Here is a 15,850-nt window from a genome sequence, read left to right on the forward strand (position 1 = left end):
TTATTGACTGCAATAGTTTACCATTCCTACTTCTACTCTTTTTTCTATAAAAATCAGACATCTTCCCTCATATGTTTGATCGCAAAGTAGGCTGGTGGTGTTAGAAAATTGTTACGCATATCATATGATGGTTGATACATATTTAGTCGTAACTACTTGCAGCCTTCAACAATACAGACTAGACGTTTAAAGGAGTAAAACTAGAAACCGTACATTGGTTCATAAACGAAGGTTTAGTTAAATGTCAGATGGTCGCTTCGTCTTTGCAGACGATCCAAGTAGCTCTGTGTCTATAAATACGCTTGAGTGCGTGACCCAACCGAATTGGAAAGTACTTACCGTAGATGATGATCAAGGTTATCAGCAGTCCCTTATCTATAGTTTGAATGATCTCGAGGTGAATGGACGTTCTGTTGAAGTACTTTCGGCCAGTTCTGCAACCGAGGCTGCTTATATATTAACTCAACATCAAGATATAGCGCTAATTCTACTTGATGTAGTCATGGAGCAAGACGACGCAGGGCTTCGGCTAGTCGAAACTATTCGTAATGTTCAGGGTAACTCATTGGTTCGTATCATTTTACTGACTGGGCAGCCGGGCTTTGCGCCTCGTAAAGATGTAATGCTTCAATACGATATTAATGAATACTGGAACAAGTCTGAAGTTGACCATGAAACATTGAAATCGATAGCTGCAGCAAATTTTCGTTCTTGGCAATCCATGTACGAACTGGACAAAGCCAGAATGGGGCTGCAATTGGTGGTTGATGCATCTCGAAATATAGCTAGTAAATATGACACACACACGTTTATCCAAGTTGTTATTAAAGAGATTGTTGGTCTGTTTGGTGGTTTTGGAGAGCCCATTCTCTGCGTTTTACGTTTTGATAAAGACACACAACTTGAAACTGCACCGATTATCGCTTCTTCAGGAATTTCAGGTGTAGAACAAGGTACTGTTCTGACTGATGAATTGATATTGAAGTTTGAAGAGCTTTGCCACCAGGCAATTGCCCATCAAAACCATAAATTTAAGAACAACTTATCGGTTTTGTATTTCTCTGGTGATAATCAAGGCAGTTATTACTATTTGGTTCTTGCCGAAAGTAAACAATGTTTGAGTGAATACCATATCAGATTGTTGCAAGTGTTTAGTGAAAACATTAGTTCAGGGTTTATGCAAATCGCATTGGTTAATCAGTTATCAAAATTGGCCTATCAAGATACAGATCTCGATGTAAAAAACCGAAACTGGTTATTACGCGAGCTCGAAATGATGAATCAAGAAGATATCAGTCAACTAGAAATGCTGGTTGTGGAGCTGGATGAATATGACACGCACGCGATTTCTTTCAATCAACAGTCACTAATGGAGCTTGTTGGCTCCGTGTGTCAACGGCTTGTAGATACATTTCATCCGTCTTCAGTTGTTTCTCGGGTTGGCTCTGATCGATTTGCAATCTTGTATAACAAGAGTTACTCATTGTCAGACGATGAACTGATTACTTTGTCGAGCTCATCATACACAGTCGGTGAGTTTCAAGTTCGATGTACGCTAACCTTTGCAAGGATTGAATTGAGTCGATTAGCAACTTATCCCGCACAGCAAATTCTACATATGGCGCGAAGCTTACTGTGTTTCGCTCGAGATAAAAAATTACAACTAGTGACTTATGAGCCTTCGTACCGTGAAAGTCTAATGCGTGACTATCAAATTCTCGGAGATTTAAAAGCAGCAATCGATAGCGACGAGTTTTATGTGGTTTTGCAGCCTAAGTGCGACCTGCGTACTGGTCTTGCAGTAGGCTTAGAAGCGTTGCTACGATGGAAAAAGCAAGAAATGATGATTCCACCGAGTATCTTTATTCCGATTGCTGAGCGTAGTGGTTTGGTCAATAAATTGGATGGAATTGCGGCGAAGCTAACGTTTCAAGCGCTTCATGTACTTGAAGATGCAGGTTTTAGTCTTCCTACTTCTATTAACGCAACGGTGAAAGATCTTACAGATCCAGACTATATTGGTTTGTTATTGGATTTAGTGCGCGTTGAGGGGTTGAGTCCAGATCTCATTGAAGTTGAAATCACCGAGAGCCAAGCGATGGAATCCTATGTGGAGATTAAGCCCATTCTTGACCACTTACACAATGCAGGGATAAAGATCAGTATCGATGACTTTGGTACTGGTTATTCCTCTCTTTCTCATATATCTCAGCTTGCTGTTGATACGATCAAAATTGATATCTCTTTTATTCGACGCCTACATGAAGACATGGCTAGTCAACAAGTTGTTGAGTTAGTCATGAGTCTAGCTCATTTGTTTGAATTTTCTGTTGTTGCAGAAGGTGTTGAGACTGATGTACAGCGTAATGCATTGCTAGAGAGAGGCTGTACTGTTGCTCAAGGATATTTGTACGCAAAACCCATGGTATTAGACGATCTATTGGGCTGGTTAAAACAAAACAAATCTGATTGTAACGAATGAAAATAAGAAAGTTAGAGCGGTCATTTCGACGAAACATATTACTGTTGTTTTTCTTTGGTCTGGTTATTTGTGGGTTACTCGGGGGGCTATTGTATCGTAACGATATCAATCATCGTTTGGATACGGTTTCCATTGAACAGCAAAGAAAGATTGCTCAAGCTGAAGTCTTATGGGGGCAAAATATTGGTGATATTCGGCATATCATAAAAATTCTCTACCGTTCTCCTGCTTTTACCTATGCCCTTGCTGAAGATAAAGAATTAAATACCGGTTTAATCCAGCGCATATTTATCTCTTTTGCTGAGAGTGTGCACTCCCTAATGCAAGTTCGTTGGCTCGATGAAAATGGTTTGGAAAAAGTTCGTGTAGACGTAAAAAATGGACAGGTCGTCACTATTGCAGAACAAAATTTGCAAAATAAGATGGACCGATATTATGTCGCAGAAGGTTTCAAGTTGGATGAAGGGAAGATTTATCTTTCGAACATTGACTTAAACGTAGAAAATGGTGCCATAGAAGTTCCATTTAAACCGACCATTCGAGCGACGATAAAAACAGGGGCTTCAAATGGACTTAGGGCTGGTTTGCTTGTTCTTAATTACGATTTAGGCGAGCTGTTAGCGGTTATTCGTTCTTTTGATTCTGAGAGAGTGACTCTGCAGATCGTTGATAAAAATGGTTATTGGTTAAAGAATTCAGACCAAAGTCTTGAATGGGGAAGAGATCTGAAAAATGAAACAAATAATATTTCCGTCCTTATCCCAGAAGTTTGGAATCAAATCAATAAACAGCCTTCATTGAGCCAATTCTCTCATGCTTCCGGTTTCGCCAGTTATGAATGTAATAACTTAGCTGGTAATACTTTCTCTGTGGATATCACGCGTAGCCCATCACTGTGTTTCCTAGCAAGCACTTCACAATCGGTAATGACCCAGCTAAAAATCGACGCGTTGATTCCATCTCTGTTTTTATGTGCGACGATTGTTCTGCTTGGCATTTTTATCCTTCGCCGGGAGTGGGATTTAAAGATGAAGTTAATTGGTCTCTATAGAGAACAGGAGCGTGACAAGCATAAAATTGAAGAGGGTTATGAGAACAACCGAAATTTATTACAGCAGCAGCAGTTGCTACAAAACGATCTGGTGGAGTCTCGTAAGTTATCTGCTTTGGGGATGATGGTTGCGGGTGTTGCACATGAGCTCAATACACCGATTGGTACGGCGATATTGGCGGCATCTCGTCTTAAGTCTGAGCATAAACGCTTAGCCAAAGCAGTGTTGGAGGGACTGAGTAGGAACTCTTTAGATCAGTATTTAGTTTCAACCCAAACAGGGCTAGAGTTAGTCGAGAAAAGCCAGAAAAAAGCTGCAGAATTAGTAAAAAGTTTCAAACGATTAGCAATAGATAGGGCGAGAGAAGATGTTGTTTCTTATCGTTTGGATGTTGTTGTCGGCGATTTGATTACTACTTTGTCTCCTCGTTTAAAAGACAGCCAAATAGAGTTAATTACTGATATTGAATCTATCGAAATGGTCGGTAGGCCAGGCATTGTCTCCCATGTCCTGCAAAACCTATTAGTTAATGCTTTACAACATGCTTTTAAAAAGGAAATCGGAGGAAAACTCACCGTGACTGCTGTTTTGTGTACAAATCAACGGGATGTAGAAATCCGAGTATCGGATAATGGTAAAGGCATTGCCCCAGAAGTCTTATCAAATCTGTTTGATCCATTTGTTACTACTAATAGGGCTGAAGGTAATACGGGCTTGGGTATGCACTTCGTTCATCAATGGGTGATAAACTCTCTTAATGGCTCAATTTCGGTTGTATCAGAACAGCATAAAGGTACAACGTTTATTATTAAGCTGCCCAGACAGTATCAAGAATAAAAATAGTTAGGTGGTGTTAATCACATAAGAAAGAGCAGAATGAATGTGTCATAGAGAGTTCTGCTCTTGCAAAAAGTTAGGGGGAGTAAAGTCGTTATTGCGTTTTGCTCGTCTTACCCATCGTCACCATATAGATACCACTACAAACTAGCACTAGAGCAACAATGTTCTTCCATTCCAAAATCGTCTCACCAAGGAATATTGAAGAAAGACCGCTGCCAAAAACTGGCACCAGGAAGTTGAATATGGTCACTGTGCTGACCGGGTTGTGTTTCAGCAGTACGCTCCAAAGAGCAAATGCGGCAGAAGATAGGCAAGCAAGGTATATAAGCAGCGCAACGCTAGAGAAATCGAAGTTGCCCGAGTGACCGCCAAATACATAGCCTACACACAAAAGCGCTAGACCACCAATGGCTAATTGCCACGCTGTCATTACCATTGCATCAATGCCTTGAGAGATTTTCTTTCCGTAAATCGATGCGGCTGCGAGAATAAATGCGGCAAAAATCACGGAACCTTCTCCCAGTAGACTGAATTGGAAATCAAGTAGTGACTGGTTGAAGTTAACAATGAACACACCTAAGAAGCCAACGGTACAGCCAAGAGCTTTTCTTTGAGTCAATCGGTCATTGTGGTAGATGAAATGTGCTAGTAGCACGCTAAAGAACGTGCCAGTTGCGTTTAGGATTGAAGCTTTAACTCCTGTCGCAAATGCCACGCCCAGATAGAAGAAAATGTATTGAAGACTGGTTTGAGTTAGTCCCAAAACCACAATTTGACGCACTTTGGTCTTCGTTATTCTGCCAGTACTGCGTTTAAACAATACCGACAAAATAATAAGGATAATACCAGCCACCAGAAAACGTTGACCAGCGAACACCATTTGAGAAGCAACATCATGGGCTTCGATGTTTAGCAGAGCATAGCCGGTTTTTATAGCTGGATAAGCACTTCCCCATAGCAGTGTACAGAGAATAGCTAAACTATAAACGACCATAGGTCGCGAAAAAAAATGAGGTGATTGCGATGACATAAAGCAGGTTACCTAAAGGCAGAAAATGGCAAAAAAAAATGTGTCGCTTGGGCAGCATTTATAAAATGATGGTTTGTATCTTTTTTGAACGGGCGGGATTCTATACTAAATCCCGTACTAATTTAATCTCTGTTGCATAAAACTATTCAATTGAGTGGATGTGAGTCGCTTGCAAGCCCTCTCTTTAGCGCAACTCGTTTCTTATTTGCTACCCATTGCATTTGTTTTCATAACAAATGGTTTTTCTATTCAAATTCCTGACGAAATGCACCCAGTTAATCGGATTTTTTCCCATAATCGAGTTCATAAATCTGCATTTTGTTTGAGTTAGCTCAAAAAATATCAGGTATCGAAACTCGAAAGTACTAAAACGATCACAAATCAAATATGAATGAATTTGTTCAAATATAAATGAGTGTTAAATTTCTCCCATCTTAAAGGAGGGTGCTATGCACATTAATTACAACAACAATCCAAAAGACGCGAAGTCGTACGATACGGATCGTTTAAGAGAAGAATTCCTAACTGAAGAATTGTTTAAGCAAGGTGAAATCACACTTGTGTACAGTCACATCGACCGTGTAGTAGCGATGGGTATCAGCCCAAGCAGTGCAGTTCTTAAACTTGAAGACTTTGTTGATAACAAAGCTTTTGGTACTGACTATTTCTTACAACGCCGCGAGTTAGGCATTGTGAACTTGGGCGAGAAAGCGGAAGTTCGCACTCAAAACGGTGTTTACGTGTTAGAGCACTTGGATGCTGTTTACCTAGGTAAAGGCGAGCAAGATATCGAGTTCCGTGCATTGGAAGGGGATTTCGCAAAACTGTACTGTTTAAGCGCTCCTGCTCATCACACGTATCCATCACGCACTATTTTGCGTAGCGAAGCTCGTGTTGTTGAGTTGGGTTCATTAGAAACTGCTAACGACCGTGTAATTAACCAATACCTACACCCAGATGTACTGCCAACTTGCCAACTTTGCATGGGCGTTACTCATCTGAAACCAGGTAGCGTTTGGAACACTATGCCAGCTCATACTCATGAGCGTCGTATGGAAGCTTACCTATATTTCAACGTTCAACCATCTCAAGTGGTATTCCACTTCATGGGTGAACCAACAGAAACGCGTCACATAGTAGTGAGAAACCACCAACTTGTTCTATCTCCAAGCTGGTCAATTCACTCTGGTTGTGGCACTCAAAACTACAGTTTTGTGTGGGGAATGTTGGGTGAGAACCAAACATTCGACGATATGGATTTCGTTGATATGAACGAAATTCGATAAAAAAAGCCTATTTGTATCCTACGGAGAAACATGATGTTTAAGAAATCTGCCCTAAAATTAGCAGCTATCGCAACAGTTGTTGGTAGCGCACTGAGCTACTCTTCAATTGCATCTGCTGCAACTGAAATCAAAGCTGCTTTCAACCAATCTGACAAGCACCCACAGTACCTAGCTCTTAAAGAGTTTGGTGAGAAGCTGAACAAAGAAACTGATGGTCGTTACAAACTAAACATTTTCCCTAACGAACTATTAGGCGACCAACGTGCAGCACTTGAGCTAGTGCAAAACGGCGCGATTCAAATGGCTGTTGTAGCTAACCCATTGGTTGAAAACTACGACAAAACATTTGCTGTAATCGGCATGCCTTACGTGTACACAGGTTCAGCACACCAAGAGAAAGTATTTACTTCTGGCGTGCTAGATAACCTATTTGCATCTACTCAAAAATTCGGTTTTGAAGTACTAACAGCTTACACAGCTGGTGCACGTAGCATGTACACAAAAGGTAACTCTGTAGCAAACGTTGCAGACATGAAAGGTAAGAAAATCCGTGTAATGCAATCTGACACTATGATCAAGATGCTTTCTTGCATGGGTGGTACTGGTGTACCAATGAGCCAAGGTGAAGTTTACACTGCAGTACAACAAGGTGTTCTTGATGGTGCAGAAAACAACGAAATCACTTACGCTGACCTTAAGCAATACGAAGTGGCTCCATACTTCTCTGCTACTCGTCACCTTATGGTTCCAGACCTAGTAGTAGCAAGCAGCTACTTCCTATCAACTATGTCTAAAGAAGACCAAGCTACATTCAAAAAGCTAGCGAAAGAGAGCACAGTAAGCGAATTCGCACTATGGAATGCTCAAATCGAAACAGCTAAGAAAACAGCTATGGATAAAGGTGCAACTTTCGTAGAAGTTGATATCAAACCTTTCCAAGAGTCTTGCAGCGCTCTACAAAAAGACCTAATCAAGACTCCAGCGCAAAAAGATCTATTCGAAAAAGTTGCAGCACTGCAATAATTTTCACCTGTTAATATGGCCGAGTAAATCGCTCGGCCTCATTAGCCTTCGGCCTTAGCCATATAAAGGTAAGATTTTATGTTAGACCATACTCCAAGTGGCTTATTTAAAGTTTTTTCTGTCGTTAAACATTGGTTAGATAAGATCGTTTCTTGGTTCTGTATTTCCATTGTTGCTCTAATGACTATTCTAGTTACTTATCAAGTAGTTGTTCGTTACGTTTTCAATAGTCCAAGCGCAGTAAGTGAAGTGCTTTCTCGCTACCTATTTATTTGGTTAGTTCTGTTTGGTAGCGCACTTGTTTTTGGTTCGAAAGAACACATGGCGATCTCTTTTATCAAAGAAAAATTCTCCAAAAAAACGCAAATTATTGTTGAAGCATTTATCGAGCTAGCGATTTTAACTTTCGCTTTATCAATCATGATTTTCGGCGGTTACAGCAGTGCAACACGCCAAATGTGGCAGTTAGATTCTGCACTACAAATTCCTATGGGAACGATTTACGCAGCGATTCCAATTAGCGGTGCGTTAATGGTTTTCTATTTTATTTACAATGAATTGCATCTAGTCGAGCGCTGGAAGCAATTACGTTCTTCGGCAGAGTAGGAGTTAGTCATGGACTTAGCATTAACAGCTGCCTTAATTATGTTCGCCGGTGTGGTCTTCTTTCTTGTGATTGGCGCACCGATTGCTATCGCTGTAGGTATTTCATCTTTCGGCGCAATGATGGTTATCCTTCCAGCTCAGGGTGCAATGGTAACGTCAGCGCAACGTATGTTTGTAGGCTTAGACTCCTTTGCACTGCTCGCGATTCCGTTCTTTATTCTTGCTGGTAACATTATGAATAATGGCGGTATAGCGATACGGTTGATTAACTTTTCTAAGATTGTCAGTGGTTTCTTCCCTGGTTCTCTTGCTCAAACTAACGTTGTTTCGAACATGCTGTTCGGTTCAATCAGTGGTTCTGGTGTAGCCTCTGCTGCGGCTATCGGCGGCATCATGTCACCAATCCAAGAGAAAGAAGGTTACGATAAACGTTTTAGCACTGCGGTAAACATTGCATCAGCACCGACTGGTATGCTGATTCCACCAAGTAACACACTGATCGTGTACGCGACAGTGGCGGGTAGTGTGTCTATTTCCGCATTGTTCATGGGTGGTTATATCCCAGGTATCCTTTGGGGGCTAGGTGTAATGCTTGTTGCTGGTATTATGGCAAAACGCCGTGGTTACATTGCAAAACACCGCATGACTCTTAAAGAGTGTGTTCAAGTAACAGTGGATGCAATCCCAAGCTTGTCTCTGATCATCGTTGTGATTGGCGGTATCTTAGGTGGTGTGTTTACAGCAACAGAAGCCTCAGCAATCGCGGTTGTATACTCGCTACTATTGAGCGCAATGTACCGTTCGCTAGATTTCAGAAGACTGCCAGAAATCTTCCTACAATCAGCAAAAATGACGGCTATTGTTATCTTCATGCTGGCAACTTCGTCAATCATGTCTTGGGTAATGGCATTTACACAGATTCCTGGAATGATTGCAGATATGCTACTAGGTTTGACTGATAACCCAATCATCATCCTATTGATCATTAACATTATCTTGTTGTTTGTGGGTACATTTATGGACCCAACACCGGCGGTACTTATTTTTACACCTATCTTCTTACCAATTTGTATGGGTTTAGGTATGGACCCAGTACAGTTCGGCATCCTATTAGTGTTCAACCTTTCACTAGGTACGATTACACCGCCAGTAGGACCGATTCTGTTTACTGGTTGTAAAGTGAGTGGTATCAGCATTGACTCTGTGATCAAAACATTGCTACCGTTCTTCTTCGTGATTTTTGCGGTACTGATGTTAGTGACTTACATTCCTGCAATCTCTATGACGCTTCCTCAAGCGATGGGGTTGATTAAGTAAGTTCGACGTTCTATGTAAACAACCTCAGCCAAGTCTGGGGTTGTTTTCTTTTGGCCCTAGGTTTATGTGTTTATGAATAACGTGAATTTATACCAATGCCAGTATCAAAATAGTGGGCATCGGTATGAGACAAACAAAGTTCATTTCGAGTATCATCAGCTCGTTTTAATGGACATGTATTGAGTAAATGGTAATGGAATCAGTTAAAAAAACTGAATATAGAGCGCCTGCGCTTGAAAAAGGCTTAGATATTCTTGAGTTACTTGCTCAGCAAGATGAGCCGTTAAGTAAAAAACAGATTGCGGAAAGTTTGGATAGAAGTATCAATGAAATTTTTCGTATGTTGTCTGTGTTGGTGGAAAAACAGTTCATTGAATATGACAGCTACACGTCAACCTATGCGTTAACACTAAAAATGTTTGCGTTATCGAACCAGCATCCACCGATAGCTCAACTTTTAAAACGCGCGACACCTCTGATGGAAGACATCTGTAATAAGGTCAACCAATCTTGCCATATGTCGGCATACAGCAATGGTGAAATGGCGGTTATTGCCCGTCATGAGAGCCCGTACAAAATGGGTTTCAGCTTAAGGCTAGGTTCTATCATTGATATCTGTTCATCGGGTTCGGGTATTGTGTTCTTGAGTTTTCTGAGTGAAGAAAAACGTCAATCTGTGTTAGACAGGTTGGATGCAACACCAGAAGAAAAAGCACATGCATTAAGCCATGTAGAGGCAACAAGAGCACGTGGTTACTACGTAGGTGAAAGTCCACAGATCATGGGTGTAACCAACATCAGTGTACCGATTTTTGGTGTGTTAGGGGATGTGTTAGCGACTCTCACCATTCCGTATATGACTCTTAACTCAAATACGGTTCACCACCATATTGAAGATTTGGAAAATACTAAGCGAGATTTGATTGAGTTAGCTGCAAAACTGAATCAAAACTTGTCATAAGGTAGTATTAAGAGTGGGTCTTGAGCATAAGTATCGCGTTGCTTTTGTATCTCGACTCTAATCTTCTATAGCATCAAATAGCAATAGGGTATCAATGCTGAGTTGTTATCTCACCGCTCTTTTGTTCGTAGCGTTTTAATAACGTAACCAGATATTTAGACTTAAACTGCTCACTGGCTAATGCTTGTTTAAGCGGTGGCAGTTTTAGGATTACGCCAAGTATCGCTGCCATAACTCTATGATTGAGGTGTGCTTGGTTATCAAAAATTAAGTTGTGTAGTTGGCCACGTTCAATCGCCATCAACACCGCTTTATGGGTGGAGTCCACAGGGGTAATCACACGTTTTTCTCTCGATTTCAGTGTGATGCCATCTTTGGTACATACTCTGGCGCAAACACCACAACCGAGGCAGGCTTCTTCATCCAACAGGGCAACTTTTGCTCGTTTATATTTAGGATCGTGTTTGGAGGTCAATGTCATTGCGTCCACTGGGCAGACTTCAATACACTTGTTGCAGCCGTTACAGTTATCGAAGTCGATCACCGGAAGAAAGTTAGTGGTATGAATTGCTTGAGTAGCACCAACTCGTCTAGCCGCTACTAGCGCTTCGCAGCAGCAACTACAACAGTTACAGATGAAGTTAACGCTGTTCTGAACATTCTCACCAAATTGCACTAGGTTGTGTTTATAGGCTTCATCTAAGAGATTTAGACACTCTTCTTCGGTAATTTGTCTTGCGTAACCATGCTTGATTAATGACCTTGCAGTGTTATTAAAGGTCATGCAGATATCCATCGGTGCATCACAGGCTTCGCCAATATGTTCTTTTTTGTGTCGGCAATAACACATGCCTACACCGATATGGCTGGCGGTTTTGATGACCTCACTAGCGCGTTCATAATCAAGTACGTGCAGTGCATTATCTTCACTTAGTATGGTTTCATTGACAAAAGCTCTGCCGAGCTGAGTATCTCCAGTGCCAAAAAGATGAGTGACAAACTCATCTTCTACATTGATGTATTGATGGAAAAGCTCACTGAGAACTTTTTGGTCTAGTTCACCGCCAGTTCGCATCAGGGAGAATTCGAAAAATCCAGCCATTGGTGGTGGGAGAACATAAGTTTGAGTACCTTCGTCATCTTCCAGATCAAGGAGCAAAGCTCGAGAGGCTAGGATATTTAATTGTTCGGCAGTTTTCTCGAGATCTTGTCCCCAAGCTTTAGCTGCGACTTCTACGGTGAAAGGTTTGATGGGAAGTAAAGAGACTAGGCGGGCTTCTTCTTCGCTAAACATTACGTTAAGGATTTTAAACAATGTTTCACTAGGCGGAACACCTTGGGGAAATCTGTTGAGTCGCTGGGTTAATTTTTCATAGTTTCCTTTTATCGTATTATGCGCCATCAGAATTACCTCTCACTGTTTGCTGATTGACTAGATACCTTAGTCAAATACAATTGTTAGCATATTAGAGGATGAAATTATTCGACTTGAATCTAAAGTTATGCCTAAAAATTAACCATGTTACTGACCGGCATTTAGCTATAAAAAAGCCTAACTCAAAGAGTTAGGCTTTTTTGATCAATTCCCTAAGGGAGGGGAATTAATTATTTTGCGATTACGTTAGCTACGTCTTTAACAAGTGCAGCTAGCTCATCCCATTTTTCGCCATCGATTAGGTCGTTTGGCACCATCCAAGTACCGCCACAAGCTAGAACGCTTGGGATTGCTAGGTAGTTGTTTACGTTGCTTGGGCTAACTCCACCAGTAGGCATGAATTTAACTGGGTATACAGCAGTTAGAGCTTTAAGCATGTTAACGCCGCCTGATGGCTCAGCTGGGAAGAACTTAAGAGTACGTAGACCCATTTCCATAGCTTGTTCAACAAGGCTAGGGCTGTTTACGCCAGGTACGATTGTCGCACCACGTTGTTGGCAGTATTTAACAGTCGTAGGGTTGAAACCTGGGCTTACGATGAAGTCAACGCCTGCATCAATTGCTTCATCTACTTGTGCAGTTGTTAGAACTGTACCAGCACCGATTAGCATTTCAGGGAAAGCTTCACGCATGTTTTTGATTGCTTGAACAGCAGCTTCAGTACGGAAAGTAACTTCTGCACATGGTAGGCCGTTTTCAATTAGAACTTCTGCAAGTTTAACTGCTTTATCTGCATCTTTGATTGCGATTACTGGAACAACTTTGATTTCAGATAGTTGTTGGTTTAAATCTTTCATCTTCTCTTCCTTAAACTGTTGGCATAGCGCTAGTTGGAATGATAGCACCACGGTACTGAATAACGGTTCCAGCCACTAAGTGACCAGCAGAAGCAGACTGTTCTTCGCTGCCTCCAAGAATTCGTTTCGCTAGGTAACCAGCACTGAATGAGTCACCTGCTGCTGTTGTGTCGATAACGTTAGAGATCTTGTTTGCTGCAACAGTGTATTGCTCGCCGCCAGTGATAACGAAACAAGCGTCAGCACCACGTTTAACAACGATCTCTTCAACGCCGAAGCCTTGAGTACGTTCGATTGCTTGTTTCTCTTCACTGTCGCCCCATAGTAGGACTTCGTCATCAAAAGTAAGGAAAGCAATGTCAGTGATTTTTAGGATCTCAGTGTACACTTTCTTTGCATCTTCAACAGAAGACCATAGAGCTGGGCGGAAGTTGTTATCGAAAGCAATCTTAACGCCTTTTGCACGGCATTTAGTAAGAACTTCGATTAGAGACTTCAGGCAATCTTCAGGAAGGATCGCAACACTGATGCCGCTTAAGTAGATCATTTGATGTTCGCAAAGCTGTTTTTCTAGCGCTTCAAGTTGAACATCACGTAGCCAGTATTTAGCTGCTGCATCATTACGCCAGTAGAAGAAGCTTCTTTCACCATCTGCACGAGTCTGGATAGTGTAGATACCCGGCAATTTTTTCTCAGATAGGAATACCATATCTGTGTTAAGACCTTCATGTTTCCAAGCAGATAGCATTTCAGTACTAAATGGGTCTTTGCCGAGGCCAGTTACGTATGAAGTCGTAACACCTGCAGATTGAGTAAGACGCGAAAGGTAAACAGCAGTATTTAAAGTGTCGCCACCAAATCCTTGTTCAACTGCACCTTCGTTTTTTCTAAGCTCGACCATGCATTCGCCGATGATCGCCACTTTTTTGATTTGGTTCATAGGAAAACTCCATATGTATTACGAGTATATCTACACGTAATGAAACAAGGCGTAATAAGCAAAAATAAAACAACCATTCATATGGTTATATAGAGCAGCTGTCTTATAAAAAATTAAAATATTTCGACCATATTTAATCGAAAAAAGCCAACCAGGACTGGTTGGCTTAAAATCATCTATTCCCGATAAATGATTTACTCACAATTAAGCGATTAGAGACTTAACGTAAGCTGCAATTTCTGCGTCTTGGCAGTTATTGAAGAAACACTCTTGGAAACGAGCGCCGCCAACAGCTGTTTTTACTAGCTCTTGATCGATTGAACGTAGAGCTTCAACGATGCTGTCTTTAGCTACTGCAGATTTAACTTGGCTTAGGATGCCAGCGTTACGTTGTTGTGGTTCAGCACGTTCTTTAGGGTAGCCTTCACCGCGTGGGCCAGTGAACGCTTTTTCGAACATGTAACGTACGTTAAGTTCGCCAGCCCAACCAAAGCCTTTAGCGAATGCTAGAGCAATAGCGTTACCGTTATTGATTTGGTTGAATAGGAATGCGTCAGATGGCTCTAGGCAGTAACCACAAACAACACCTGGATGTAGGTTTAGCGACATCATTGCGCCTTGGCCTGTACCACAACCTGCAACTACGAAGTCAACTGCTTTAGAGTTAAGAAGGATGCTAGCCATGATGCCTAGGTGGATGTAAGTTAGGTGGTGGTCAGCTTCATCGCTCATACCAACGTTGAATACATCGTGACCAAGAGGACCCGCAACAGTGTTTAGTTCGTTTAGAACCATTGCGTTTTTACCAGCTTGGCTGTTTTCCATCATCAATGCAATTTTCATCAGATTCTCCTGCAACCGTAGTTGCGTATATTATTTAAACTTTTAGCAGTCTTCTGCGAAGCTCACTAACGTTAACGTAATTAATACTGTTAGTTCTAAACACTGAGTGTCAACGCTTAGAAATAACACCCTTAGAGCTTAAATACTAGACGTTTATCGTAGTATAAAAAGTTAAGAATATAGATACGTAGAACAGAGAAAGTGACCGTTTAACAATCACTTTCCCTTAATCTACGAGTTAGTACGGATTAACGTGCTAACCAACCACCGTCAACAGCGATAGTGTAGCCGTTGATGTAGTCTGAAGCTTTAGATGCTAGGAACACACATGGACCAGCTAGGTCTTCTGGAGTACCCCAACGGTCAGCTGGAATACGCTCAAGGATAGCTTGGTTACGGTCTGCATCAGCACGTAGAGCTGCAGTGTTGTTAGTAGCCATGTAACCAGGTGCGATAGCGTTAACGTTGATGTTGTGCTTAGCCCATTCGTTAGCCATTAGACGAGTGATACCCATTACGCCGCTCTTAGAAGCAGTGTATGAAGGAACACGGATACCGCCTTGGTAAGAAAGCATAGACGCGATGTTGATGATCTTGCCGCCGTTGCCTTGAGCCATGAATTGTTTAGCAACTGCTTGAGACATGAAGAATACAGACTTGATGTTGATGTTCATAACATCATCCCAGTCTTGCTCAGAGAAGTCGATTGCGTCGTTACGACGGATGATACCAGCGTTGTTTACTAGGATATCAACACGACCACACTCTTCAACAGCACGGCTAACGATTGAAGGGATATCGTCCAGCTTCATTAGGTTCGCACGAACGTCGATGAACTTTTGGCCAGTTGCTTTGATTAGTTCGATTGTTTCAGTTGGTTCAACAATGTTTACACCAACGATATCACAACCTGCTTGTGCAAGACCTAGAGCCATACCTTGACCTAGACCAGTGTCACAACCAGTTACGATTGCAACTTTACCTTTCACATCAAATGAATCAAGAATCATTACTTTTTTCCTCAACGTACCTAATTAAATTTGAACAGGAACCCCCTGATCATCATGTGCAATAAACATAACAAAAAAGAGATCTCTCATCAATTAAAAATGAAAGGGCATTTCAAAAATTTCTACTCACATCTAATTTTTGCTCTGAAAATACGTATGTACTAAACAAAATAGTATTTTAAAATTAATGTTACTTAAAAACAAAGCTGATACAATCAAAAATATATT

The 15,850-nt window shown here is 41.4% G+C and carries 13 protein-coding genes; 7 read left to right on the forward strand and 6 right to left on the reverse strand.

Annotated elements, in window-relative coordinates; all coding sequences use genetic code 11:
* The first annotated feature begins 241 nt into the window (after window positions 1–241).
* The gene (locus tag G5S32_RS06235) at window positions 242–2,482 is read left to right on the forward strand and encodes an EAL domain-containing protein (protein ID WP_165311198.1); all 2,241 of its coding nucleotides are present in this window, start codon (window positions 242–244) and stop codon (window positions 2,480–2,482) included.
* A gap of 89 nt (window positions 2,483–2,571) precedes the next feature.
* Window positions 2,572–4,371, forward strand: coding sequence for a sensor histidine kinase (locus G5S32_RS06240; protein WP_165311199.1), 1,800 nt, complete (start codon window positions 2,572–2,574; stop codon window positions 4,369–4,371).
* A 94-nt stretch (window positions 4,372–4,465) separates the two neighbouring features.
* Here the strand turns inward: G5S32_RS06240 and G5S32_RS06245 are convergent, their stop codons facing one another.
* Window positions 4,466–5,404: a DMT family transporter gene (locus tag G5S32_RS06245; protein WP_165311200.1), complete on the reverse strand. Its 939-nt coding sequence runs from the start codon at window positions 5,402–5,404 to the stop codon at window positions 4,466–4,468.
* A gap of 449 nt (window positions 5,405–5,853) precedes the next feature.
* Here G5S32_RS06245 and kduI point away from each other — a divergent pair, with 449 nt between their 5' ends.
* The 5 genes from kduI (at window position 5,854) to G5S32_RS06270 (ending at window position 10,597) form a co-directional block, all read left to right on the forward strand.
* A complete protein-coding gene (gene kduI / locus G5S32_RS06250; protein ID WP_165311201.1) occupies window positions 5,854–6,690 on the forward strand; it encodes a 5-dehydro-4-deoxy-D-glucuronate isomerase in 837 nt (278 codons plus the stop codon).
* Between the two features lie 33 nt (window positions 6,691–6,723).
* Window positions 6,724–7,713 carry a TRAP transporter substrate-binding protein gene (locus G5S32_RS06255; protein ID WP_165312731.1) on the forward strand — a complete coding sequence of 330 codons (990 nt, stop codon included), beginning with the start codon at window positions 6,724–6,726 and terminating at the stop codon, window positions 7,711–7,713.
* 78 nt (window positions 7,714–7,791) lie between these two features.
* On the forward strand, window positions 7,792–8,319 hold the full coding sequence (locus G5S32_RS06260; RefSeq protein WP_165311202.1) for a TRAP transporter small permease: 528 nt from the start codon (window positions 7,792–7,794) through the stop codon (window positions 8,317–8,319).
* Between the two features lie 9 nt (window positions 8,320–8,328).
* Entirely contained in the window at window positions 8,329–9,636 is a 1,308-nt protein-coding gene (locus tag G5S32_RS06265) for a TRAP transporter large permease (protein WP_165311203.1), read from the forward strand.
* A gap of 193 nt (window positions 9,637–9,829) precedes the next feature.
* Window positions 9,830–10,597: an IclR family transcriptional regulator gene (locus tag G5S32_RS06270; RefSeq protein WP_165311204.1), complete on the forward strand. Its 768-nt coding sequence runs from the start codon at window positions 9,830–9,832 to the stop codon at window positions 10,595–10,597.
* A 91-nt stretch (window positions 10,598–10,688) separates the two neighbouring features.
* Here G5S32_RS06270 and G5S32_RS06275 read toward each other — a convergent pair whose 3' ends face one another.
* The 5 genes from G5S32_RS06275 to kduD all read right to left on the reverse strand — a co-directional run bounded on the left by G5S32_RS06275 (window position 10,689) and on the right by kduD (window position 15,622).
* On the reverse strand, window positions 10,689–11,999 hold the full coding sequence (locus G5S32_RS06275; protein ID WP_165311205.1) for a 4Fe-4S dicluster domain-containing protein: 1,311 nt from the start codon (window positions 11,997–11,999) through the stop codon (window positions 10,689–10,691).
* Window positions 12,000–12,202: 203 nt separating this feature from the next.
* Window positions 12,203–12,829: a bifunctional 4-hydroxy-2-oxoglutarate aldolase/2-dehydro-3-deoxy-phosphogluconate aldolase gene (locus tag G5S32_RS06280; RefSeq protein ID WP_165311206.1), complete on the reverse strand. Its 627-nt coding sequence runs from the start codon at window positions 12,827–12,829 to the stop codon at window positions 12,203–12,205.
* Window positions 12,830–12,839: 10 nt separating this feature from the next.
* The gene (kdgK, locus tag G5S32_RS06285; protein ID WP_165311207.1) at window positions 12,840–13,769 is read right to left on the reverse strand and encodes a 2-dehydro-3-deoxygluconokinase; all 930 of its coding nucleotides are present in this window, start codon (window positions 13,767–13,769) and stop codon (window positions 12,840–12,842) included.
* 204 nt (window positions 13,770–13,973) lie between these two features.
* The gene (locus G5S32_RS06290; RefSeq protein WP_165311208.1) at window positions 13,974–14,612 is read right to left on the reverse strand and encodes an RpiB/LacA/LacB family sugar-phosphate isomerase; all 639 of its coding nucleotides are present in this window, start codon (window positions 14,610–14,612) and stop codon (window positions 13,974–13,976) included.
* A 248-nt stretch (window positions 14,613–14,860) separates the two neighbouring features.
* Window positions 14,861–15,622 carry a 2-dehydro-3-deoxy-D-gluconate 5-dehydrogenase KduD gene (kduD, locus tag G5S32_RS06295; protein ID WP_165311209.1) on the reverse strand — a complete coding sequence of 254 codons (762 nt, stop codon included), beginning with the start codon at window positions 15,620–15,622 and terminating at the stop codon, window positions 14,861–14,863.
* Window positions 15,623–15,850: the final 228 nt, after the last annotated feature.

The sequence above is a fragment of the Vibrio ziniensis genome (assembly GCF_011064285.1).
Taxonomy (GTDB): Bacteria; Pseudomonadota; Gammaproteobacteria; order Enterobacterales; family Vibrionaceae; genus Vibrio; species Vibrio ziniensis.